The organism is Clostridium malenominatum (genome assembly GCF_039521365.1).
Classification (GTDB): Bacteria; Bacillota; Clostridia; order Clostridiales; family Clostridiaceae; genus Clostridium_AW; species Clostridium_AW malenominatum.
This window is the reverse complement of sequence record NZ_BAAACF010000012.1, coordinates 86,917-110,005: the sequence shown is the minus strand read 5'-3', so window position 1 is coordinate 110,005 and position 23,089 is coordinate 86,917. Positions and strand designations below refer to the sequence as shown.

The following is a 23,089-nucleotide window of genomic DNA, read 5'->3' as shown; positions in this document are numbered from 1 at the left end:
GATTTATATGGGAATTAGAATTTTGATTGCAGATGATGATTCGTTAATAAGGGAAAGCTTAAAAATTATACTTTCCATGAATGAAGATATAGAAGTTATTGATGCAGTGGAAAATGGGCTTAAAGCCTTGGAGGTTTGTGTTAAGATTAACGTGGATGTAGCCCTCTTGGATGTGAGAATGCCAGTGTTAAATGGGGTGGAAGCTACTAGAGAAATAGTAGATAAAACTAATACTAAATGTTTGATATTAACCACCTTTGATGAGGACGACTATATAATTAATGGCATAAAAAATGGAGCAAAGGGATATATTTTAAAAAACAATTCTCCAGAAAAAATAATAGATGCAATAAAAACAGTACATAAAGGGAATACGGTTTTTCAAGATGTAATAATGGATAAGGTAAAGGACTTAATAGGTAGTAATAAAGATGTGAAGATAAAGGAAGAAAACTTTTCTGCTAGAGAAATAGAAATAATAAAGGCAGTGGCGGAAGGATTATCTAACAAAGAAATAGCCCAAAAGCTATTTATAACAGAGGGTACAGTTAAAAATTACATTTCTTCTATTTTAGATAAAACGGGATTAGAACATAGGACTCAAATAGCAGTGTCTTATTTAAAAGGTAATATATAATAAATAATATGACTTTTGTCATAATAGAAGGTGACTTTCCATACTAAAGGAAAAGTCACTTTTTTTATATAATTAATATAGGGAAATAAAAATTAAGGTGGGTTAAAAATGAAAATATTAACTATAGAAAGTTTAACTAAAAAATTTGGAAGCTTTACTGCAGTGGATAATGTAAACTTAGAAATAGAAGAGGGAGAAATATATGGCCTCCTAGGACCTAATGGCGCTGGAAAAACCACTATAATTAATATTATATGTGGGCTTTTAAAGCCTAATAGCGGAAGAATTAAAATACTTAATAAGGATTTGAATGAAGATAAGAAAGAAATAAAAGGAAACATAGGTATTGTACCACAGGATATTGCCATATATGAAGACTTAACCGTACTGGAAAACGTAAAGTTTTTTGGAAGTCTCTATGGACTAAAAGGAAATTATTTAAAAGAAAGAGCATTAGCTTCTTTAGAGTTTGTGGGACTAGGTGATAAGTTAAAGAGTTTTCCCAAAGAACTTTCCGGGGGAATGAAAAGAAGATTAAACATAGCCTGTGCTTTAACTCATAGACCTAAGTTAATAATTATGGATGAACCTACTGTAGGAATAGACCCCCAATCTAGAAATCACATACTTCAATCTGTAAAAAAGCTTAATAACTTAGGGTCTACAATAATATATACCAGTCACTACATGGAGGAAGTAGAAGAAGTATGCAGCAAAATCGGCATAATTGACAATGGAAAAGTAATTGCAGAAGGAACGAAGGAAGAGTTAAAATCCTTGGTATGGGACAAACAAAGAATATCCATAACGGTAAATTCCTTAGCTCATATTAATGAAGAGGAGATTAAAAACATTAAAGGAGTTAATGAAATATTGATAAAAGAAAATAGAGTAGAGATTAGCAGTAATAAAGATGTAAATAACATGGAAGAAATACTCCTTTATTTTATGAAAAATAATATAGGAATATACAATGTGGAGTCTAATAAGCCTAATTTAGAAACGGTATTTCTAACCCTTACAGGAAAAAAACTAAGAGATTAGGGGAGGATAGTATGAATTTTATTATTGTAGCAATTAAGGAAATAAAGCAAGCTTTAAGGGATAAGCATTCTACCCTTATGATGGTAATATATCCAATAGCCCTCATTCTCATATTGGGTACAGCCTTATCGGGAGTTTTTGAAGATTCTATTACTTTTAAATATAATAAAATCCTATATAAGATTGAAGGAGAAGAGAGTAAAGACTTTAATGAATTTTTAAAGGTAGTGGGGGATTTAGGTATAGGGGTAGAGCAGATACACTCAGAGGAAAGTGCATTAAAAAAAATAGAAGACGCTTCATATTCATGCTATATAGATGTAAATGAAGAGGAAGGGGAAATAAAGCTTTATAAGAATAATGTATATAGCTTTAAAGGAGATTTGATCCAAACAATACTTCAAAGCTATGTTGAAAGATATAATGTCATAAGTGAAATAGCAATACAAAACCCTAAGGTTATTGGTGAAATATTATCAGATAATAATATTAATTATGTAGAGGAAAAACATATAGAAAAAGATAGAAAACCAAGGGCACTAGACTACTATGCAGTAACTATGCTTACAATGATAATGATGTATGGTTCCCTATCTGGAGCTTTTTCCATAGGTTCCGAGTATGTTAGAAATACTTTTCATAGAGTTATGGCTTCCCCTGTAAATAAATATGAAGTTTTAAGTGGCAAAGTGCTAGGAAGTGTAATAGCTACATTTCTTCAAGGGGTAATTCTTATTTTATTTACCAAATATGTTTTTAATACCTATTGGGGAGAAAACATATACCCTATTTATCTTTTGATATTATCCCAAGTTATTATGTCCATATCTCTAGGAGTGGCCATAGCTTTTTTAACAGAAAAGGATACCTTAACAACTTCCCTTTTAAATATAATACTTCCTTTAATAACTTTTTTAGGTGGGGGATATGTGCCTTTGGAACAATTTAATAATAGAGGTCTTAACTTTATAGCTGTATTATCGCCATTAAAATGGACCAATGATGGAATCTTTGATTATATATATATGAATAACTATGAAGGGTTAAGTAATGCAATAATAATAAACTTTGTAATTGCAATGGTATTTTTAGGTGTTTCATCATTAATATATAAAAAGAAGGTGGCTTAAGTGGAGAATATAATAGTTTTATTTTTAAATACATTAAAGAATCTTTTCAGGAAAAAGAGTAATATAATAATTTACTTTATAATTCCTATACTAAGTTTTATGGCTTCTTTTTATATTTACAACGGTAAATCATCTAATAAAACCATGATTTCTGTAGGGCTTATAAACAAAGATAATAAAGTGCTATCTAAGGATATGGTAGATTATTTAGAAGGCACTGAAAGATTTAATTTTATTACAATAAATGAAGCGGAATTAAAAAATATGTTAAGTAAAAGAAATATAGAATGTGCTGTAGTAATTCCAGAAGATTTTACTGAGAGCATTTACGAAGGAAAGGCTTCCAGAATTAATCTATATTCAATTAAGGGAGAAGAAGTTACAGCTATTATAAAAAACTATAGTAATTTATATATAAAAAACTTGATGGATATAAGCAAAGCTTCAGAAGGGGATAAGGATAAATTTAATATAATATACAAAGGATATAAAAGTGGAAAGCTTAGTATAAGAGAGGAAGAAGTTAAGGATACATCATCAAATATTGGAATAACCTACACTAGCATTGGTCTTTTAATAATGTTTATGATGTTTGCCACAGGTAATGTATCCAGGTTAATGATAAAAGAAAGAAGAAACAAAACCTACTATAGAATATGTGCTTCTCCCGTTAACCCAAGGGTTTATGTTTTATCTAATGTACTTGCGAGTATTTTTGTAGTCTTTCTTCAAGTTGTCATAATATTAATATTCCTAAGAAGGGTGATGAGAATAAATACCTACATACCTGACGGCATTATGATGGTAATTCTTTTAAGCTTTGGACTGGCAGCCATAGCTATAGGTATGGTAATAATGGCTTTCTCAAAATCTTCTTCCCAAGGAAGTAATCTCAATTTATTAATAACCATGCCAACTTCCATGCTAGGAGGGTGCTTTTGGGAAATTTCATATATGCCAAAAACTCTCCAAAAGGTAGCTAATTTTCTTCCTCAAAAATGGGCAATTGAAGCCATAAATAAGCTTCAATATGGAGTGGGTGTTAGCGAAGTTTTTATAAATATTGCAATACTTTGGGCCTTTGCTCTAACTTTATTTTTAATAGCCATATATAAAATGAGTATAGATGACAAGGTTGAAAATTTTGTTTAAAAAATATATTCATTCGTGCTATAATGTTAAGGATTATATAGAGCAGAAAACGGAGGAAAAATATGAGATTAAGAAAAAAATGGTGGGCAAGACCAGAAATGGAAGCTTCATCTTTAGTTATAACTAGACCGATGGAATATAAGGGTAAATGGAGGGAAGAATTTAAAAATGAAAACCCTATACACTTAGAATTAGGTTGTGGAAGAGGGGGATTTATTTCAAAACTAGGAGAAATAAATAAAAACATAAACTACGTAGCGGTGGATTTAAAGGATGAAGTTTTAATATATGTTAAAAAGAAGATAGAAGAACTAGAGCTTACAAATGTAAGAGTTGTACCTCTAAACATATCCTTCATAGCTGAAGTATTTGAAGAGAATGAAGTAGAAAAGATTTATATAAATTTCTGCAATCCTTGGCCAAAGGATAGACACAATAAAAGAAGACTTACACATACAAGATTTTTAACTGAGTATAAAAAGTTTTTAAAACCAGGCAGTGAAATTTGGTTTAAAACCGATGATAAAGACCTTTTCGATGCATCTCAAGAATACTTTAAAGAAGCAGGATTTAATTTAGAGTATGTAACCTATGACCTTCATAGTTCAGACTTTAAAGAAAATATAATGACAGAATATGAAGAGAAGTTTTCCTCAAAAGGAATGAAGATAATGTTTTTAATAGGAAAACTAGTTTAATTTTTATTTAGTTATGATAGAAAACCCCTATGCGGAGTGCATGGGGGTTTATCTCTTAATTATATATAATCTTTTGTTTCTACTTTTAAGCCTTTTTTCCTCAGTCTATTCTCTATAATACCTTTAACTATAGAATAAGAAATTGCAAATAAAGGCACGCCTATTACCATACCTAATACACCCATCAACTTTCCAAATACTAAAATAGAAAATAATATCCAAAATGCAGATACGCCAACGGAATCCCCTAAAATTTTAGGTCCTATTATATTTCCATCTATTTGTTGTATAACTAATATTATAATTAAAAACCATAAGGCCTTAATTGGAGATACAAATAAAATTATTATGAAAGATGGTATAGCTCCTATAAAAGGTCCAAAGAAAGGAATTATATTTGTAATTCCTACAGTAACTGAAATCAGTACTGTATAAGGCATTTTAAATATTGCTAAAACTAAAAAAGTTAATATTCCTATTATAATGGAATCTATTATTTTACCTATTAAGAATTTTCCGAAGGTATGATTGCTTCTACTTACCAAACTTACAATTTCATTAGCGGTAGTCTCTTTAAAAATGCCAAAGGTTATTTTTTTACTTAAAGCACATAAATTTTCTTTATCTTTTAACAAATAAATTGATATTATAAATCCTAAAATTACATTCCATATGCTTGATATAGTTCTACCTATAAATCCTGCTAAAGCTGGAATTAAATTAGTTATAAATCGAGTTGCATGATCAATTACATTATTAAAGTTTTCAATGATGATTTGTAGATATTGCTTTTCTATACTTAAGCTAGATATAGTTTCATTAATAAGTTTATTAGTATTTGTTATATAAAAGGGAATATCGTTTACTAATCCTATAATACTCTTTAAAACCTCAGGTAGTAAAAATTTTATTATTATACTTATTATTAAAAATGTAGTGATATAAGATAATAATATAATAAGAGCTTTTTGAGCTTTTTTATTTAAATTTCTTATGAACTCTAACTTTAAAAAATTTTTTTCATAAAATTTAACTAAGAAATTTATCACATAAGCAATAGCAAAGCCTATTATAAAAGGATTCATAAGAACTAATAAAGAATCTAATTTATCTGTAAAAATGCTTACTTGAGATATGGCTAAATAAAACATTATGACTGATACTGCTACTATAAAAGAATATGCTGCTATTGTATTATACTTATCATTCCAATTTATTTTCATTGATTTTATCCCCTTTTAATTCTTAGTTTATATTTTATATTCTCAACTTCAATAAGAATATAAAAATGTCTTCTATATTGTACCATTTTAAATACTGCCTTACTATAAATTCTGTTTTTATTTCATATATTTTATCAATAGTTGAAATTAATTGACTAATAAAATAATATATTGATAAAATAATCCCAGTAGGGTGCATAACACTTTCTACTGGGATTTATATTCTGTGATTTTATTTACGATATGCTTCAAAAGTAATGATTTGATTTTTATCTGTAGGATATACATTAAATTTATAATCAGAAGAAATAACAATATCCTTAAATCCAACTTTCTCTAGAATTAATCTAAATTCCTCTACTCCGTACCAGCGAAGTGGAAAACGTTCTAATTCAGTTTGTATCAGCTGATTGTTGCGCCATTTTTCATATCGCAAATGGGAAACCGTATATTGATTAATAAAATTAACTTCCACAAGGGATTCCTTCAAGGTGATCAAATCTCCTGAGGGAGTGGTCCAAGTCCTTGTTGAAGTAGACTCAGTATTAAAATTTGATGGTATAAATAAATCAAGAATAAGACGCCCATCTATATGAAGATGTTCATAGAAGCATTTTAATGCATTAATAGCGTCAATTGAATTTTCCAGCAACAAAAAGGAGCCTGTAGGAATAATTATTGCTTCATATTTATGGGGGAGAGAAAAAGATTGCATACTTGTCTGATGAAGATTAGCTCTAAGACCTCTTTCCTCACAATAAGATTTACATAAGCTTAGCATCTCAGGAGATGAATCTATACCATCTACAGTAAAGCCTTCTTCTAATAAAGGAATTAAAATACGGCCTGTTCCTACTGCTGGTTCAAGAATTCTTCCTTTAACAGTATTAAGTCTTTCACTGTAAAATTCTAAATCTCCAAAGGAGTGTCCAATAGGCTTGTCTATGTTGTATACTTCTGTAGATAGCTTACTATAAAAACTAAACATATTTTTTTACCTCCCTATAATTATTTAATTAATAATATCATTTAAGCCAATAGCTTTCTTATCCTATTTTGCTAATATGAAGTTGCAAATGTTAATATAGAAATGTCTGGAATTGATAATGGCTTTTTTGATTTTAAAATTAGTAAATAAAGGTTATAATATAGATAGCAAAGATTGGGGGGATTACGTAATGGATAGTACTAAGGCTAACATACTTAATAAACTAAAAGATGAAGAGTGTGTAAATATCTTTAAGTATGGTAAGATAGCTACGGCTATATTGTTTGGAAGTATATTAACGGAAGACTTTGAGGAGTATTCAGATGTTGATATTGCCATTTTAAGTGAAGAATATATGGCATTTAATACTTTAGTTTTCATTGAAGAATCCCTGCAAAAGATTTTAGGAAGAGAAGTAGATGTAGTAAACTTAAATTCAGAAGAGCTTGATCTTAATATGAAAGTTTCTATATATGATGATGGACAAATAATATATGATGTGGATAATCTACAATTGTATAATAAAGGCTACAAAGAAGTTGAAAAATTATATAAGGAAAATGAAACTTTCAGGTTTTTTAGAGAAAGGGATGTGATGTTTGATGAATAAAAAGAAGTTATATGAGTTAATAAAAGATATAAAAGAAACCTTAGTCCTTTTAGATAAAGCGTTACTTAAATTACATGAGATTAAAGATGAAGATTTAAATACATTAATAAAATCATCAATAAAACAGAGTTTTTTAGAATACTTTATATTAATTGAAAATTTCACTTCTATGTGTTTAAAAGAATTAAAGATATATAAAATTAGTGATGACATGGAAAAATCTTTAATTAAGATGAATGATAATAAAATTATAGATTTAGATATTTTAAACTTTTTAAATGATTATAGAAGGTATAGAAATAGAATAGCACATGTATATAAAAAGCCTTCCATTGAGGAGATCATAAGCTTTTTAGAAATGAATAAGGATAAAATGAATGAAGTTGTAAAGATTATGACTGAAATGTATGCTAATTGTTAGGGCTTAGTCCTAGCGGAAGTTTTATAATTAAGTTGATATTTTGAAAGAGAGTGAGGTGTAAAGTGGTAAATTTTAATTTACCATGAATATATGAAGAAAAGATTTATTGCAGCAATTTGCTCTATTATTTTAGTTACGGCTTTAACTGGATGCACAAAGGGGAAAGATGCAAATGTGGGACAAGTTGAAAAACCTAATATTGAAAATAAGTCAAAGGATGATAAGCCTTCCATTGAAGATAGGAAGTTAAGAGTGTATTTTTTTAATACTGCTGAATTAAAGCATTATTATATTAATAAAACAATATCTGTAGATGAAAGTGATATAATTGGAGTATTAACAAAAGAGCTTCAGAATAATTCCTACAATAAGGACTTTTTATCCTTAACAGATAAAGTAGAGATAAAATCAGCAAAAATAGATGAAACCACTGGAGTTCTTAAAGTGGTATTCTCAGATTCCTACGTAGATCATATGACCTTAGGGTCTAATACTGAAAGCGGTCTCTTAACATCCTTAATAGCAACTTATGGTTTTAATTTGGGTGTAGATAAAATTGCTATATACTTTAACGATGAGCCTTATATAGGCTTAGGTGAATTGCCAAAGGGGTACTTTACTGTGGAAGAGCCTAAGGCTGAGATTTACAAGCCGTAGCTTATTTAGTTTAAAGCCAAGGGGTATCACACCACTTGGCTTTAATTTTTAACTAGTATTAGCTATTTTTTAATTGTTCCAAGTCTTCAATTACCTTTTTAGAACATATATCCATTTCTTTTAATGCTTTTTCTGCGTTTTCTATATCTTTTTTATTATAAGAAATTGTAGCTTCCTTTGCTAATTCGTGTAATCTAATATGGTAACTTTCTAAATCATTAAATGCGTTATGATTTTTAAATTTATTACTATGGTCACCATAATACCACTTACCTAAACGACATTCCTTATGGGTTCCTATATTATTAATATCAATTTTATCATAGCCCAGTATCATATTATATACGCGCCATTTCCATATTAAATGATCGGAAATACAAATGTCTAATAATTCTTTATCTTCTAAGCATAGTTCACTGCTAATCATGTTTAACCTTATTTTGTTAACCATATTGCTCACATCAAATATGGCCTTTCCAGTTCTATCACATTCATTTAACAAGTTATCTGTAAGTTCATTTAAATTATAGATATCTCTTGTTATTTCTGTAGTAATAGCTGTCTGTTCTTCAATATTAACTGAAATCTGAGTAACACTATCATTTACTTCTTTGACTTTGGTAATAATAGTGTTGATAGAGTTCAAAGAATCATTAACCAAGCTTTTTCCAGAATCTAATTTATCAGTAATTTCATCTACCCTTACTACTGAATTGCCTATATCTGATTTTAGTTCACCTATGTTTAGTTGAATTTCAGAAACAGATTTTTTAGTGTGTTCTGCTAGTTTTCTTACCTCATCTGCAACTACAGCAAAGCCTTTGCCATGTTCACCTGCTCTTGCCGCTTCTATGGCTGCATTAAGGGCAAGTAAATTGGTTTGGTCAGCAATTCCCTTAACTATATCAATTATTTCATTTATTTTCTCTGTTTTTTCCATTACACCTTTCATTTGTTTATTTATACCATCTATATCCTTAAAAGACTCATTAACAAAGGAAAATGCCTTATTAACATGTTGTCCACCATCTACAGCTAAATTTTCTGTAATATTTGTTGTGTCTGCTACACTTTGAATAAAGTTTGAAACATCATCTATTGCTGTAGCCATTTCTTCACTACTAGCGGTAATGTTATGAAAGGTATCTGACTGAACCCGTACCCCATTTATCATTTCCTTTATAAACTCCATTTCCGTAATAAACCTTAATAATTCATTTACCTGCAATACAGATTTCTTCTTTTCCATGCAAACATAATCTATCATTTCATTCCATAAGCTTGCAAGTTCTTTACACCCTATATCTTCTTCAGAAATATGAGTTGACCGTCCATTTATTACATTAGTTATTGCAACCCTTATATTTTCCTTGCAGATTATTGCAGAGTCCTCTTTCTGTTCTTTTACATTTTTATCCCCATCACTTCGTTTAAAAAACATTTTCTACCTCCCATTTGTATAGTTTGATTTAAGCTTCTTATCGTTTGATTGTTAATAATCTTAAGTATGACAAGGGATTTAAAAGTCTACAAATATTATCGTAATTCTATTGACAATATTATATACACTCAAATATAATTATTACTTCATACAAACTTTTAGATAGGACGTGTTATTTTGAAAAAATTTAGAGATTTTTTTCTCACAGCAACTTTTTTAATGGCTCTTTCAGGAATTTTATATTATTTTCATTATTTGTATTTTGGACATTTTAGAGATACCATGTATTATACTTTCTTAGATATTTCCTTTATTCCAATTAATATATTGATTGTTACTTTAGTATTTAACAATATACTAGAAAGAAAAGAAAAAAATAGGATTTTAGAGAAACTAAATGTGTTAATTACTCTATTTTTTAATGAAATAGGACGTAAACTTATGGACATACTTATTAGTGGGGATGAGGAAGCAAGGGGAATTATTAAGGATTTTAGTAATTTAAAAGAAGTTGAAAAAGCATTGCTTAAACATCCACATAATTTTGATATACATAAAATTAATATAGAAGAACTATATAAAATCCTTTGTGAAAATAAAAGTTTTATAATAAGTTTACTTGGAAATGAAAATTTGCATGAAAATGAATCATTTTCAGAACTTCTTATGGCTATTATTCATTTAACGGATGAAATAGGTTTTAGAAAAGATAAGGGAATTACCAGTGAAGACTTAGAACATTTACAGGGAGATGTTGCTAGAGTGTATAAAGCAATAACATTACAATGGGTAGGGTATTTAAAACATCTTAAAAATAATTACCCATATCTTTATTCATCAGCAACTAGTTTTAATCCATACAACTAAAAAGTTTATAATAATCATTTCCCCAATTGCACATCATACTAAGAATAGGCATTAAAGTTTCCCCTAAATCGCTTAATGAGTATTCAACCTTTGGGGGAACTTGAGGATAAACTTTTCTAATAACTAAATTATCCGACTCTAACTCTCTTAGCTGTTGAGTTAGCATTTTTTGAGTTATTTGAGGAATTAATTTTCTTAATTCATTAAATCTTTGGGTACCCTTAGTTCCTAGGTGCCAAATAATAAGTGGCTTCCACTTTCCACCTATTAAATCCATTGTAATTTCAAAGGTACATCTATAATTTTTATTTTTAAGCTCTAAAGTATTGCAGCTAGATTTCATAGCTATTCTCCTTTCAATAGTATCCTTTTGGATACTATAATACAAAATAGTGCGTACTTGTTAATATAAAACTTAATTACTACAATAGTAGCATAGGTTATATAGAAAAACAATTAGGAGGATGGAAGAATGTCATATTTACTGAGCCCTTTAGATAAATGTAAATTGACCTTAAAAAATAGATTAGTTATGCCACCCATGGCTACTTCAAAAGCCGAAGAAGATGGGAATATAAGTAATGAAATATTAAATTATTATGATGAAAAATCTCAAGGAGGATATATTTCTCTTATCATAATAGAACACAGCTTTATTGGAGAACAGGGAAAGGCTAGTGAAAGACAACTTTCAGTAGCAGAGGATAGTGTTGTAGAAGGGTTAAAAAAGCTGTCAGACATTATCCATAAAAATGGATCCAAAGCAGTAATGCAAATCAATCATGCTGGAAGTGCAGCAAGTAAAAATGTTACAGGATATGACCCCATTGGACCTTCAATTATATGCAACCCACGCAAAGGTGTTATTCCAAGGGAGGTCACTAAAGATGAAATTAAGAGTATTATTAAAAATTTCAAAGATGCTGCACTGCGTGTAAAAAAAGCTGGTTTTGACGGAGTAGAGATTCACTCTGCACATGGATATCTTCTAAACCAATTTTTCTCTCCCCTTACCAATAAGAGAACTGACGAATATGGTGGAGATATATTAGGTAGAATTAAAATTCATTTAGAAATTATTAAAGCAGTACGTGATGCTGTGGGGGATGATTTTCCGATTCTTCTTCGATTAGGTGCTTGCGATTATATGGATGGTGGAACTACTATTGAAGATAGCAAAATTGCATCTTTAGAATTTGAAAAATCAGGAGTTGATATCCTTGATATTTCAGGTGGATTTTGTGGATACAGTGCTCCAGATACTTTAGAACAAGGGTATTTTTCATCTCTTACCGAAGCTATCAAGGAGGTTGTGTCAGTTCCAGTTATATTGACTGGTGGAATAACTGAAGTAAATGCTGCTGAAAACTTACTTGCCACTGGAAAAGCTGATCTTGTTGGTGTAGGAAGAGCTGTATATAAAGATTCTAGTTGGGCAGAAAAAGCTATTAAAAATCTTAAATAAATATAAAATTGAAGGAAGTTATTAATTCTAGAGGAGGAAAATATATGAAAGTTGTCGCATTTAATGGAAGTCCTAAACAGGAAGGAAACACTTATCATGCTATAAAAATGGTAGCAGAGGAACTAGAGAAGGAAGGTATAGAAGTTGAGATTATACATGTAGGAAACAAAATTATAAGAGGTTGTCTTGCATGTAATGCTTGCGTTAGAAATAAAAATGAGAAATGTATAATTGATAATGATGAAGTAAATGAATGGATACAGAAAATGAAAGAGGCAGATGGAATAATAATAGGTTCTCCAGTTCATTACTCAGCTATAGCTGGAACCATGAAATCATTTTTAGATAGAGCATTTTATGTTGCAAGTGCTGGAATATTAAGGCATAAGGTAGGAGCCGCTGTAGTGGCTGTAAGACGTTCAGGTGGGGTTAATACTTTTAATCAACTAAATAATTACATTAATTATGCTGAAATGCTTATGCCAAGTACGAATTACTGGAATGTAATACACGGAACAGCACCAGGTGAAGTAGTAGGAGATGAAGAAGGAAGACAAATAATGAGAGTTCTAGGAAAAAACATGGCTTGGCTCATGAAATTAGTTGAAAACGGAAAAGAAACAGTTAAAGAACCAGAAAGAGAAAATAAAAGATTTACAAACTTTATTCGATAATTTGAAAAAGATAATATTGAAATAAGGACTTGCCCATTTATGCAAGTCTTTATTTCGTCTTTTAAGAATGTTCCCAAACAACTATTCGAGATTATATAATACTATTTACTGCTCCTTTAATTCTTTCTAAGGCTTCTTTTAATATATTCCTTGAACAAGCAATATTAATCCTTACAAACCCTTCGCCATCTTTCCCAAAAGAAGAGCCGAATGTTAGTGCAACCTTTGCCTTAATCATAAAGAAAGTTTCAAGTTCATCTTCATTCATTTTTAGTTCCCTGCAGTCTAACCAGACCATATAAGAACCTTCAGGCTTGATTACTTTAATTTTAGGTATATTTACTTCAAAGTATTCTATAAGATACAGTAGATTACATTGTAAATATGTTATCAGTTCATCCAACCAAGGTCTACCATACCTATATGCTGCCTCAACAGCTGCTAAACTAAACACATTAGTAGCGAAATCAAAATCATATCCTGTTAACGCTGTCTGATAAATATTACGCAAATGCTTATTAGGTATAATTAATATGCCATGGGTCATCCCCTGTAAATTAAAAGCTTTGCTTGCAGCCGTAATAACAATGGAGTTTTTTGCGAATTCTTCTGAAATAGATGCATATGGTATATGCTTATGACCTACAAATACTACTCCTCCATGTACCTCATCTGAAATCACTAAAACCTTATACTTGTTGCAAATTTCACCAATTCGTATAAGTTCTTCATTTGTAAATACCCTACCACTTGGATTTTGAGGGTTGATTAAGATAAACATTTTCACATTATTAGCAATTTTGTTTTCAAAGTCTTCAAAATCTAAGCTGTAGTAACCATCTTTAAGTACTAATGAGTTTGTTACCAAAGAACGACCACTTTGTTCTATTATATCAATGATTGGATGGAATGTTGGTGAATGTACTATTATCTTATCCCCAGGCATCGTAAATGAATCAATGCATATTCTAATTCCTGCCCAAATACCCGGAGAGCTAGATAGCCACTCTTTTTTTATATTCCAATTGTACATTTGTGCATACCAGTCAATTATAGCATTATAATATGAATCAGATATTAATTCATAAGCAAACATACCTACTTTGGCACGACTAATCAATGCTTCAGTAACAGAGGGTGGTGACATGAAATCCATATCTGCTGTCCCCATAGCTATGATGTCTTCATTATTGTATCTGTCCCACTTTATCGAATTTGTTCCTAACCTCGTAACTTTTTCATCAAACATATTATACACCTCTTTCTTTGTTATTAATTTTATAACATAGTTAACTATTATAAATACAAAAAAACCTTTCATCCTAAAAATTAGGACGAAAGGTATAACTCCCGCGGTACCACCTATGTTAGCATTTATATGCTCACTTAATATCAGTACAGAACTATTTTTAAACTCGATACTGTCCAACTACTAACGGTTTGGCTCCGCCCAAATGTACTATCCAATATTATAGAATTTCCATTGGAAGCTCTAAGATGTTATTCGTTACATTCTTAGTGTAGGTATTCCACCATCACCTACTCTCTTTACCCAGTGTTATGTAACTACTTCTTCTTTTCTTCGCTTTTATTTATTAACTTTTTTAAAATAATACCATTAATTAAAATAAGTGTCAACTATTTTGCAGGTATTTTTAATGCAACACAGTTAACTATTATAGTTGAACTTTCAACTAATATATTGTATAATAGTTGAAAGTTCAACTATTTTGAGGAGGTGATTTTATGAAGCAACTGGATAGTAAGATTCTTAGAGAAATTGGGACATTATCTCGAAGTATTCATTCTATATGTGATATAAAGTTCAAAGAATTAAAACTTCAAAAGGGACAATTCATATATCTTACAAGAATTTGCGAGAACCCAGGAATTAACTTTATAGATCTAACGATACTTTTAAAAATTGATAAGACTTCTACTACAAAAGCAATTCAAAAGTTAGAAACACAGGGATATATTGAGCGGAAGAAGGATTTAAATGATAAGAGGGTTATTCGCCTTTATCCTACTGAAAAAGGCCTTGAGTCATATGACGATATTATTAATGAAGAAAATAAAAATATAGCAATTTGCTATAAAGATTTCAGTGAAGATGAAAAAAATATTGTTACTGAACTGATAATGAAAATGAGTAACAACATTGAATCAGAATGGAAATCTTCAAAATTGATTTTAGGGGGAAATGAAGATGATTAGAACTGCTGTAACTTCAGACTTAGCTCAAATTATGGAAATTGTTGAAAGTTCAAAATTGGATATGCATTCCTACGGTAATTTTCAATGGAATGAAGGCTATCCATTAGAGGAGGATTTTATTAAGGACATTACTGAAGGAACTCTCTATGTTTATGATATAAAAGGCATTATTGCTGGTCTCATATGTATTAATAGAGATGAAGCAGAGGAATATAAAAGTGTAAACTGGTCAATGACAAAAGAGGCCTTTATTATACACAGACTTGCTGTTAATAATAACTTTCGAGGTCAAGGTGTGGGTTATAAACTTATAAATCATGCCAATGCTATTTGCATTGAAAATAACATAAGTTACTTAAAAACTGATACGAATTCACTAAACATAAAAGCTCAGGGCCTTTTGAAAAAATGTGGTTATACTTTTGTTGGGAAAACTAGCTTGTCAGGCCATGAGGGTGTTTTTTATTGTTATGATAAAGTGTTGAGGAATATGATTCCATAAAATTTTAGGTGAGGTTAACGAATCATATGTGAAAATTGCCAAGCTCAAAGGTGAATTTTTATGGCACATTCATGAAAATGAAGATGAAATGTTTTATGTTCTAAAAGGACTATTGATTATTAAGTTTAGGGATAAGGATGTTACTTTAAATGAAGGAGAGTTTGTTATTATTCCAAAAGGAATTGAACATATGCCTGTTGCTGATGATGAAGTACATGTGATGTTAATTGAAGCAAAAACAACGTTAAACACTGGAGATGTAATAAATGAAAGAACAGTAGAGACTCTTGAAAAAATTTAGTTGATAGCATAGCTAACAGTTAAATAGGAATTTATCAGTGATGTTATTTTACTATTTAATTTATGATATAATAATATAATTAAGCAAGAAGGTAGGTGTCATCATGTCTTGTAAAATCAGATTAATTAATTTAGCTCCAAGCAAAAACTGCAATAATATCAAAGCATAGTTTGTGAGGAGCGATAAAGTAGATGTTTTGTGCAGTTTTTGATTAAATATTTGCTCTAATAATATTAGGAGAAATGTTTATGAAGTATAAAAAAGCACAAGATATATTACCTAAAGATGTTTTAGATTTAGTTCAGAAATACATTGATGGTGATTATATATACATTCCAAAGAAAGATAACAACAAAAAATCTTGGGGTGAGGTTAGTGGGATAAAAACTGAACTGAAAACAAGAAATTTTGAAATATATATTAAGTACTTACAAGGAATATCAATTAAACAATTGTCTACAGATTATTTTCTATCTGAAAGTAGTATTAGGAGAATATTATATATCTATAAAAATAAATAAATATATTTAATTGATTATAGTTAGTACAGAAATATTCTTAATAAGCTTTTCAAATCATATTTAATATATAATACTAAGTAACATACTTACTTGGGAGGAATTATTAAATGATGAAAATTGAAAATTTAAATATTATTAATAATAAGGATATGGAAGAAATACTAGACACGTGGGAATCATCAGTAAGAGCAACACATGACTTTTTAAGTGAAGAAGATATAATCTCAATAAAACCTCAAGTTATAGAAGGTGCTAAATATGTTAGTAAACTTTTATGTGTAAGAGATAAAAACGGTATTATAAAAGCTTTTATGGGAATTCATGATTTTAAAATTGAAATGTTATTTGTAAGTAATGCAAATAGAGGAAATGGAGTTGGAAAAAGACTTGTAGAATATGCAATAAAAGTGTTAAATGTAAATTATGTGGATGTAAATGAGCAAAATCCACAAGCAGTAGGCTTTTATAAACATATGGGGTTTAAAGTCTTTAAAAAATCTGAGTTAGACGAACAGGGAAATCCATTCCCTATACTGCATATGGAATTAAAATAATAATATAAATTATAGTATAACTAAATGAATATAATTTGTTCAAATTTTATGGTTTATATTGGTGATAAACTTACAGTAGCTATAGAAAGAAGTGCTAATCTTGCGAGGATGGAGCACTTGTTTCTTTGCTTTTAACTTCTATAATTATTAAGTAGATAGTAAGCTATTATAAGAAATATATGTTATAGATATTTCTTATAATGGCTTATTTTAGAGTGTTTTAATACAAATCAATCACTTCCAATGCTTTTTTCTTAATTTCAGAGATAGCTTCAATAGGTTTAATAATTTCAATATCCTTACCATATCCAAAGGCGAATTCTATGCCTTGCCATATTGCATCAAATTTTATTTTAAGATAAATTTCATTTTCTTTAACAATAGTTTCACTGATAGTAATGAATTGTCTTTCTTTTATGTGATTTAAAATATAGGGTCTGACTTTAAAAATAAAAGTATTCTTAGGAATTGAATTTTTAAAATTATGAGTAGAAATATTCCAGTAGCTTTTAAGATTAAAGTCATAGGGTCTAATAAAGGTATAATCCATTAAAAAAGCAGACTCAATAGAAGTAACTTTATATGTTTTAATAATTTCATTGTTTACAGCAACTAAATACCAAATACCTCGTTTGCAAACCAAGCCAAGTGGATTTAACTCTACTTCTTTTGTTTCATCTATTTTTCTGTACAATATTTTTAATGATTTTGAGTTCCATATAGAATCTTGTAATACAGAAAGAATTTCTGTATTTACCATTGTGTTAGTCTCGTTCCAAGTATACATATCTATATAAATATAATTTTGAAAAATTTCAAATTCTTTAACTTCATTAGTTGGAGAGTTTCCTAAAATTTTAAGTATTGTAGAATATTTAAGATTTTCTACACCTAAATCCTCCAAAATTTTATCGCTAGTTGGAATGAATAAAGATAAAAGTTCGTTTTTGCTTATACCTGTAAGGGATGTTTTATAATCTCCTAGAAGCTTTATTCCGCCATTTATACCTTTATCAGCAACAATAGGTACTCCAATGCCGCTAAGTGTATCAATATCTCTGTAAATAGTTCTTACAGAGACCTCAAGCCTTTTTGATAATTCGGAAGCAGTTAATTTTTTATTCATTTGCAATAGTATTAGTATAGAAATTAATCTGTCTGCTCTCACAATTTTCCTCCTTTTATATGACATAGGATGTCAACTATTATAACTTATAATTAATTATGCATCAAACAATAATAACTATAAGAAGGAGGAGTTTAATATGGAAAGAAAAATAATTTTAAATTTAGCAATAAGTCTTGACGGATATATAGCGTCAGAAGATGGCGGGTATGATTGGATAGTTGGAGATGGAGACGACAAATTAAATACTAAAGATAAATTCAGTTTTGATAAATTTCTAGAAGGTATAGATATAGTAGTTATGGGTAAAAAATGTTATGACCAAAATATGCATAATGATTATAAAAATAAAAAAGTTTATGTAGCAACAACACAAAAAATTCAAAATCAAGACAATCTCCATTTTATTAGTGGAGATATATGTAAGATAATTCAGGAAGAAAAAGAGAAAGAGGGTAAGGACATATACCTTTTTGGCGGTGGTGGGCTTATAGATAGCTTTATTAAAGCTAATATTATCGATGAATATATAATTGGAATTATCCCAATTATATTAGGCAAAGGAAGGCCTTTGTTTTTAGAAAATAATCCAACAATAAAGCTACATCTAGAAGAGTATTTCCTAGAGAATGGTATCACTATTTTAAAATATACAAAAAGAAAAGCTGAAGGAAGCTGTATATAAAGACCTCATTTTCAGAGATTATAAGGAAAACTTTATGGAGAATTCCTATAATAGATAAAAAGACTGGACAATCGCTTCTACTTAATAGATGGATAACAGCTAATTTTATAACACCTTGGTGTGGAACAGTTTTAGATTCTATATACTTTGCCATTATTTATGTACTTTTATGGATATATGTGATGTACAAACTTTATAAAAATCAAATTCACATCAAGATATAAAGAGGGGCGTAATCACCAAGTGAAGCGTATGTTAAAGAGGGTTTCCATTGGAAAATGTCATTATCGAGCCTTGGCAGAATTAGAAATTCAAAAATTGTTGGGGGGATAGTATTAATAAAAATAATAGAAAAATATATAGAAGTATTATATGTTCTTTTATAATACTTCTAATATTTCTACTGTATATTGCTCTTCGGGAGCATTTACCTGAACTTTATCTCCAACTTTTTTACCGTATAAAGCCTTTCCTAAATCAGATTCTATACTTATACGCATATTTTCAGGGTCCAAATCCATAGTAGTTACTAATGTTACAACAGTTTCAAAATCATCATCTATAAATTTAATTTTAGCTTTACTATTAATTCCTAGTAGTGATTTGTCACTATTTTCATCATCTATTATAGTTGCTGTGGAAATCATAGTTAATAAATATTGGATTCTATTATCATTTGCTCTATAATTTGCACAAGCTTCCTTATATTCTGCATTTTCTGATCTATCACCGTGGGCTGCAGCTATTAATTTTTCCTTTGCTATTTCAGCTCTTTTTACAGTCATTCTATATTCTAATTCTTCAGTTAGTTTCTTCATGTTTTCTTCTGTCAGCATATTATTCATAATAGTAAAACCTCCATTAAAATATATTAACTTTTAACTAATATTTATCTTAAAAGCTTCGATACTAATACAATCAAAAGCCCTATAATTATACCAACATCCTTTGGAATACTCTTATCGTTTTTACTCTTTTTAATTATAGTTAATATTTTACCTACTATAATTAAAGTAAGTGCTGCACTAAGAAATATTTTGCTGAAAAATGAACTGAAGGTAAATTCAGTAACTAAAACTATGGATGTAGGGATAAAAACCAATAATGCAGCAATTATATATAAAATGGAACTCAATCTGTTAGTTTTAATATTAAACTCCTCCTTTCTAATATTTATTCATGAATTATACTATGATTACGTAATAATAATTACATTGTATCACAGCAAATGGAAGGAAAAAATAAAAAACAATTAATAAGGTATAAATGCCACACATATCTTGGGTATGACTATATCAAGTTTTTAAAGGGGAAGCCAAGTGTATAAAACAATTCTAGTGTTTATAAGGTTGCAGATGGATCAAGAGACAATTAGAAAAAGTATGGAGGAATAAATTATGGCAGACATAAAATTTGAAATTAAATAAACTTTAGGAACTCTTTCAGAATCAACTAAAGGATGGAAGAAGGAACTAAACCTAATAAGCTGGAGTGACAAAGAGCCAAATTATGACATTAGAGAATGGGATGCTGAACATAAGAAGATGGGTAAGGGTGTTACTTTTACAGTAGAGGAATTGAAGAAGCTTAAAGAGATATTAAATGAAATGAATTTATAAATAGGCTAAAACCATAGGGGTTAACTTCCTGTCGTTTTTGTGTTTGAAGTACTTTAAATTTGATTGTTTTTATACTGGGAAAACTTCCAAAATTTAAAGGAAGTTATGTGAATAAGATTTGTTTAGTTATCTAGTATACACAATTTAGTTTGAATGGGGTGTTTGGATAAATTATTAGTTTTGTCAGTTGTTATATTAAATAAAAAATTATGATTTATGGTTTTGAAAGTTAAATACTTTTGCAATGCAATACATCATTACTGACATGCCCACAATACCAACTATAATCAATAGTGATTTAGATTCTACATAGTTAATACTAAATGCAAACATTAAAAAACCAATGATTGTACCCAAAATATATGCAATATAAAGTTTGTTTTTCATATTAATACTATCCCCTCGATTTATGAATTACACTCTATCTAATTAGTTTCTTAATAATGCTTGTGCATTATCATAATCATTCTTATGCACATAGATATAATATGTCTTGGTGTAATCCATATTTACATCAAAAGTACCCATTCTTGCTCGGTTAGATGAACCAAAATAACTTGGACTAGTACTATCGACTATTTTATATTCATGCTTAATTCCATTTGAAGAAAGTTTATAACGGACTTCGTTAAATCTTTGTAAAGAGTTTCCTACAAAAACTTCTTTTTTGTTCCAAATCATTATCATGAATCCCACCCTAATGAACAATGTATTACAATTATACACCAATATATCCATTAATTATATATAATTTCTTAACACCGCATATTTAATTCACTTCATGAGCAAGGAGGTTAAGTAGTTCTTTTTGTTGTTCAGTCCGAATTTTCTTTTCTTCCTGTAAATGCTTCTCAAACCGTTCCTTGTCCATCCATACAATCTGTTCAACGGGATTGGCACTACCACAAGCCAAAATTAAACGCATTAAATCTTCAAAATTAGCGGCAAGCGGATAAACTTTTATATTTTTCAAATAAGTTATTCATATCAATTATCTCCTTAAATATAATTTATCAGTAGTCCTTTATGTTCATTTTTTGCAAATTCAGACTCTTTGGGGCTTCTGCAATAAACCTTTAATTCAGGCAGTGTGGAACCACATTTTATATAGTTTTTTCTCGCTTGGGATAAGGACAACCCCTAATTGGGGTTGCTTGGCTCCTTTTCTGACTGAATAAAAGTATCAATTTCCCAAAAGCAGACAGGGCAGATATAAGCTAGAGCATCCCCTACAACTTGGGGTTCTTCCCTTTGTGGGTCTGGATTGGTGTTATTAACGTGAGAAAGATATAATTTTTTGCGGCGTTTTTTCATTTATCCTATACCCCCTTTCATATAATCAAGAAATCTAATCTGCGTGACAAATTCCAATTTATACTACTCAACCTTAAATAAGAATATTAAATTTATCTTTAAGCATATTACCTCCATAGTTTATAGAGGTAAAACCCTCCATAAAAGTTCTTTATTTTTCTTGTTTTTCATAATAAAATCCTCAATTCGTAATTAAAGAAAACTTAGCAAATTTCCCCAATGATATTAATATAATACTTTACTGTATTAATATCATTCTCTTATTTATAATCTTGTTATAAATAATTTCAATGTGAAAATGTTAAAAAACACTTAAATGTAAGTAACCTAAATAAAATTAATAAATATCGTAATGTGAAAATCACTGAGGAAATAACATAAAAAAATGTGATTTATATATTTATATGTAAGAAAATTAAAGAGAAACATAGTAATCAAGAGAAATTTTATATAATATCATGTTAATTTGCTATAGTCAATATTTCATAACTTATCCAGAAAGCTATTAGGCAGTAACCCCTCTCTGAAAGGCCTGGAGTATCAATTATAAATCACTTAAAATCAAATTGGTTTAAAAAGCCTAAATATAATACTATAATAGCAGGACGATAAGCTTATCTAAAAGCAAATAAAAGTTGCAGCTTTAATAAATTATATAGGAGGCAACAAAATGAAAAATTATATTCTTAAAAAACCAAAAAACTATAACAAATTAATAGATGCTGGAATTTATCCAGTTACTATAAAAAATATTAATGTGATAGATAGTTCAAATAATACTTCTAAGGAATTTGACGAAGTACAAATCACATTTGGATTCGAAGATGGAAAAACTTTAAAAAAACCTTTCAAAATAGAAATAAAAGAATATTCTCGTTTTTATATGCTTATAAAAGCAGCTTTAGGTGAATTTAACGATAATATTAATCTATTTGATATAGTAGGTTGTCAAATAGAAATCGAAATTACTCATAAATTTGACGATAACAAAACATATCTGAATGTATATAGAGTCTTTAAGTATGGTACTAATACAAATGTTGAAATAGAAGAATACTCAAATGAAGATTCTGTTGAAGACGTTGATGAACCAGAAGAAATTTCACCTCCAAAGAAAAAGAAAAGAAAAGTATCTTATATTTAATAACATAGCTTTCAAATAAATTGTGGAGGCTATGTTAGCCTCCTAAGGAGGTCATTAAAATGGAACAATCAACAAATACTTCGCCTATCATAAATAAAA

30 protein-coding genes, 1 pseudogene and 1 other annotated feature are annotated in these 23,089 nt (G+C 29.2%); of the genes and pseudogenes, 19 read left to right on the top strand and 12 right to left on the bottom strand.

Features of this window, described 5'->3' with window-relative positions; all coding sequences use genetic code 11:
- Positions 1 to 7 precede the first annotated feature (7 nt).
- From ABDZ69_RS16230 to trmB, 5 genes are all read left to right on the top strand, one after another.
- On the top strand, positions 8 to 637 hold the full coding sequence (locus ABDZ69_RS16230) for a response regulator (protein WP_343771332.1): 630 nt from the start codon (positions 8 to 10) through the stop codon (positions 635 to 637).
- Positions 638 to 745: 108 nt separating this feature from the next.
- Positions 746 to 1,681, top strand: a complete 936-nt coding sequence (locus ABDZ69_RS16225) for an ABC transporter ATP-binding protein (protein WP_343771330.1) — start codon at positions 746 to 748, stop codon at positions 1,679 to 1,681.
- 11 nt (positions 1,682 to 1,692) lie between these two features.
- Positions 1,693 to 2,811, top strand: a complete 1,119-nt coding sequence (locus ABDZ69_RS16220) for an ABC transporter permease (RefSeq protein ID WP_343771328.1) — start codon at positions 1,693 to 1,695, stop codon at positions 2,809 to 2,811.
- Positions 2,812 to 3,963 carry an ABC transporter permease gene (locus ABDZ69_RS16215; protein ID WP_343771326.1) on the top strand — a complete coding sequence of 384 codons (1,152 nt, stop codon included), beginning with the start codon at positions 2,812 to 2,814 and terminating at the stop codon, positions 3,961 to 3,963.
- A gap of 62 nt (positions 3,964 to 4,025) precedes the next feature.
- Positions 4,026 to 4,661: a tRNA (guanosine(46)-N7)-methyltransferase TrmB gene (trmB, locus tag ABDZ69_RS16210; RefSeq protein ID WP_343771324.1), complete on the top strand. Its 636-nt coding sequence runs from the start codon at positions 4,026 to 4,028 to the stop codon at positions 4,659 to 4,661.
- A 59-nt stretch (positions 4,662 to 4,720) separates the two neighbouring features.
- Here the strand turns inward: trmB and ABDZ69_RS16205 are convergent, their stop codons facing one another.
- Together ABDZ69_RS16205 and ABDZ69_RS16200 are read right to left on the bottom strand one after the other, a co-directional pair.
- Positions 4,721 to 5,884 (bottom strand): AI-2E family transporter, encoded by a 1,164-nt coding sequence (locus ABDZ69_RS16205; protein ID WP_343771322.1) that lies wholly within the window; start codon positions 5,882 to 5,884, stop codon positions 4,721 to 4,723.
- Between the two features lie 232 nt (positions 5,885 to 6,116).
- Positions 6,117 to 6,872, bottom strand: coding sequence for a class I SAM-dependent methyltransferase (locus ABDZ69_RS16200; protein WP_343771320.1), 756 nt, complete (start codon positions 6,870 to 6,872; stop codon positions 6,117 to 6,119).
- Between the two features lie 190 nt (positions 6,873 to 7,062).
- Here ABDZ69_RS16200 and mntA point away from each other — a divergent pair, with 190 nt between their 5' ends.
- From mntA to ABDZ69_RS16185, 3 genes are all read left to right on the top strand, one after another.
- Complete coding sequence (gene mntA, locus ABDZ69_RS16195) at positions 7,063 to 7,482, top strand: type VII toxin-antitoxin system MntA family adenylyltransferase antitoxin (protein WP_343771318.1); 420 nt, start codon at positions 7,063 to 7,065, stop codon at positions 7,480 to 7,482.
- A complete protein-coding gene (locus ABDZ69_RS16190) occupies positions 7,475 to 7,903 on the top strand; it encodes a hypothetical protein (protein ID WP_343771316.1) in 429 nt (142 codons plus the stop codon). Before mntA ends, ABDZ69_RS16190 begins: the two co-directional genes overlap by 8 nt.
- Before the next feature lie 90 nt (positions 7,904 to 7,993).
- Positions 7,994 to 8,560 (top strand): GerMN domain-containing protein, encoded by a 567-nt coding sequence (locus tag ABDZ69_RS16185; protein ID WP_343771313.1) that lies wholly within the window; start codon positions 7,994 to 7,996, stop codon positions 8,558 to 8,560.
- Between the two features lie 58 nt (positions 8,561 to 8,618).
- Here ABDZ69_RS16185 and ABDZ69_RS16180 read toward each other — a convergent pair whose 3' ends face one another.
- Positions 8,619 to 10,001: a methyl-accepting chemotaxis protein gene (locus tag ABDZ69_RS16180; protein ID WP_343771311.1), complete on the bottom strand. Its 1,383-nt coding sequence runs from the start codon at positions 9,999 to 10,001 to the stop codon at positions 8,619 to 8,621.
- Positions 10,002 to 10,178: 177 nt separating this feature from the next.
- On the opposite strand from ABDZ69_RS16180, the gene ABDZ69_RS16175 reads away from it, so the two are divergent.
- A complete protein-coding gene (locus ABDZ69_RS16175; RefSeq protein WP_343771309.1) occupies positions 10,179 to 10,868 on the top strand; it encodes a hypothetical protein in 690 nt (229 codons plus the stop codon).
- Here ABDZ69_RS16175 and ABDZ69_RS16170 read toward each other — a convergent pair.
- Positions 10,852 to 11,211, bottom strand: coding sequence for a winged helix-turn-helix transcriptional regulator (locus ABDZ69_RS16170; RefSeq protein WP_343771307.1), 360 nt, complete (start codon positions 11,209 to 11,211; stop codon positions 10,852 to 10,854). The genes ABDZ69_RS16175 and ABDZ69_RS16170 overlap by 17 nt on opposite strands.
- A gap of 129 nt (positions 11,212 to 11,340) precedes the next feature.
- On the opposite strand from ABDZ69_RS16170, the gene ABDZ69_RS16165 reads away from it, so the two are divergent.
- Positions 11,341 to 12,333 carry an NADH:flavin oxidoreductase gene (locus ABDZ69_RS16165; RefSeq protein WP_343771305.1) on the top strand — a complete coding sequence of 331 codons (993 nt, stop codon included), beginning with the start codon at positions 11,341 to 11,343 and terminating at the stop codon, positions 12,331 to 12,333.
- Positions 12,334 to 12,377: 44 nt separating this feature from the next.
- On the top strand, positions 12,378 to 13,007 hold the full coding sequence (locus tag ABDZ69_RS16160; protein ID WP_343771303.1) for a flavodoxin family protein: 630 nt from the start codon (positions 12,378 to 12,380) through the stop codon (positions 13,005 to 13,007).
- 91 nt (positions 13,008 to 13,098) lie between these two features.
- Here the strand turns inward: ABDZ69_RS16160 and ABDZ69_RS16155 are convergent, their stop codons facing one another.
- Positions 13,099 to 14,328: a MalY/PatB family protein gene (locus tag ABDZ69_RS16155; protein WP_343771301.1), complete on the bottom strand. Its 1,230-nt coding sequence runs from the start codon at positions 14,326 to 14,328 to the stop codon at positions 13,099 to 13,101.
- A gap of 6 nt (positions 14,329 to 14,334) precedes the next feature.
- Positions 14,335 to 14,599, bottom strand: a binding site (T-box leader).
- A gap of 154 nt (positions 14,600 to 14,753) precedes the next feature.
- Between ABDZ69_RS16155 and ABDZ69_RS16150 the strand changes: the two genes are divergently transcribed.
- The 5 genes from ABDZ69_RS16150 (at position 14,754) to ABDZ69_RS16130 (ending at position 17,102) form a co-directional block, all read left to right on the top strand.
- A complete protein-coding gene (locus tag ABDZ69_RS16150) occupies positions 14,754 to 15,224 on the top strand; it encodes a MarR family winged helix-turn-helix transcriptional regulator (RefSeq protein WP_343771299.1) in 471 nt (156 codons plus the stop codon).
- Entirely contained in the window at positions 15,217 to 15,726 is a 510-nt protein-coding gene (locus ABDZ69_RS16145) for a GNAT family N-acetyltransferase (RefSeq protein WP_343771297.1), read from the top strand. The genes ABDZ69_RS16150 and ABDZ69_RS16145 overlap by 8 nt, the downstream gene beginning before the upstream one ends.
- Before the next feature lies 1 nt (position 15,727).
- Entirely contained in the window at positions 15,728 to 16,027 is a 300-nt protein-coding gene (locus ABDZ69_RS16140) for a cupin domain-containing protein (protein ID WP_343771543.1), read from the top strand.
- 248 nt (positions 16,028 to 16,275) lie between these two features.
- Entirely contained in the window at positions 16,276 to 16,548 is a 273-nt protein-coding gene (locus tag ABDZ69_RS16135) for a CD3324 family protein (RefSeq protein WP_343771295.1), read from the top strand.
- Positions 16,549 to 16,655: 107 nt separating this feature from the next.
- A complete protein-coding gene (locus ABDZ69_RS16130) occupies positions 16,656 to 17,102 on the top strand; it encodes a GNAT family N-acetyltransferase (protein WP_343771293.1) in 447 nt (148 codons plus the stop codon).
- A gap of 220 nt (positions 17,103 to 17,322) precedes the next feature.
- Here ABDZ69_RS16130 and ABDZ69_RS16125 read toward each other — a convergent pair whose 3' ends face one another.
- Positions 17,323 to 18,270 (bottom strand): helix-turn-helix transcriptional regulator, encoded by a 948-nt coding sequence (locus ABDZ69_RS16125; protein WP_343771291.1) that lies wholly within the window; start codon positions 18,268 to 18,270, stop codon positions 17,323 to 17,325.
- Between the two features lie 97 nt (positions 18,271 to 18,367).
- On the opposite strand from ABDZ69_RS16125, the gene ABDZ69_RS16120 reads away from it, so the two are divergent.
- Entirely contained in the window at positions 18,368 to 18,913 is a 546-nt protein-coding gene (locus ABDZ69_RS16120) for a dihydrofolate reductase family protein (protein ID WP_343771289.1), read from the top strand.
- 380 nt (positions 18,914 to 19,293) lie between these two features.
- On the opposite strand, the gene greA is transcribed toward ABDZ69_RS16120, so the two are convergent.
- Together greA and ABDZ69_RS16110 are read right to left on the bottom strand one after the other, a co-directional pair.
- The gene (gene greA / locus ABDZ69_RS16115) at positions 19,294 to 19,758 is read right to left on the bottom strand and encodes a transcription elongation factor GreA (protein ID WP_343771287.1); all 465 of its coding nucleotides are present in this window, start codon (positions 19,756 to 19,758) and stop codon (positions 19,294 to 19,296) included.
- 44 nt (positions 19,759 to 19,802) lie between these two features.
- The gene (locus ABDZ69_RS16110) at positions 19,803 to 20,048 is read right to left on the bottom strand and encodes a hypothetical protein (protein WP_343771285.1); all 246 of its coding nucleotides are present in this window, start codon (positions 20,046 to 20,048) and stop codon (positions 19,803 to 19,805) included.
- Positions 20,049 to 20,310: 262 nt separating this feature from the next.
- Here ABDZ69_RS16110 and ABDZ69_RS16105 point away from each other — a divergent pair.
- A pseudogene (locus ABDZ69_RS16105) lies at positions 20,311 to 20,532 on the top strand (YdbC family protein).
- Between the two features lie 207 nt (positions 20,533 to 20,739).
- Here ABDZ69_RS16105 and ABDZ69_RS16100 read toward each other — a convergent pair.
- The 4 genes from ABDZ69_RS16100 to ABDZ69_RS16085 form a co-directional block, all read right to left on the bottom strand.
- Complete coding sequence (locus ABDZ69_RS16100; RefSeq protein WP_343771283.1) at positions 20,740 to 20,919, bottom strand: hypothetical protein; 180 nt, start codon at positions 20,917 to 20,919, stop codon at positions 20,740 to 20,742.
- A gap of 42 nt (positions 20,920 to 20,961) precedes the next feature.
- Positions 20,962 to 21,240: a hypothetical protein gene (locus tag ABDZ69_RS16095; RefSeq protein ID WP_343771281.1), complete on the bottom strand. Its 279-nt coding sequence runs from the start codon at positions 21,238 to 21,240 to the stop codon at positions 20,962 to 20,964.
- Between the two features lie 61 nt (positions 21,241 to 21,301).
- A complete protein-coding gene (locus tag ABDZ69_RS16090) occupies positions 21,302 to 21,505 on the bottom strand; it encodes a hypothetical protein (protein WP_343771279.1) in 204 nt (67 codons plus the stop codon).
- 167 nt (positions 21,506 to 21,672) lie between these two features.
- Entirely contained in the window at positions 21,673 to 21,846 is a 174-nt protein-coding gene (locus ABDZ69_RS16085; protein ID WP_343771277.1) for a hypothetical protein, read from the bottom strand.
- 670 nt (positions 21,847 to 22,516) lie between these two features.
- Here ABDZ69_RS16085 and ABDZ69_RS16080 point away from each other — a divergent pair.
- Complete coding sequence (locus ABDZ69_RS16080) at positions 22,517 to 22,990, top strand: hypothetical protein (protein WP_343771275.1); 474 nt, start codon at positions 22,517 to 22,519, stop codon at positions 22,988 to 22,990.
- The last annotated feature ends 99 nt before the right edge of the window (positions 22,991 to 23,089 follow it).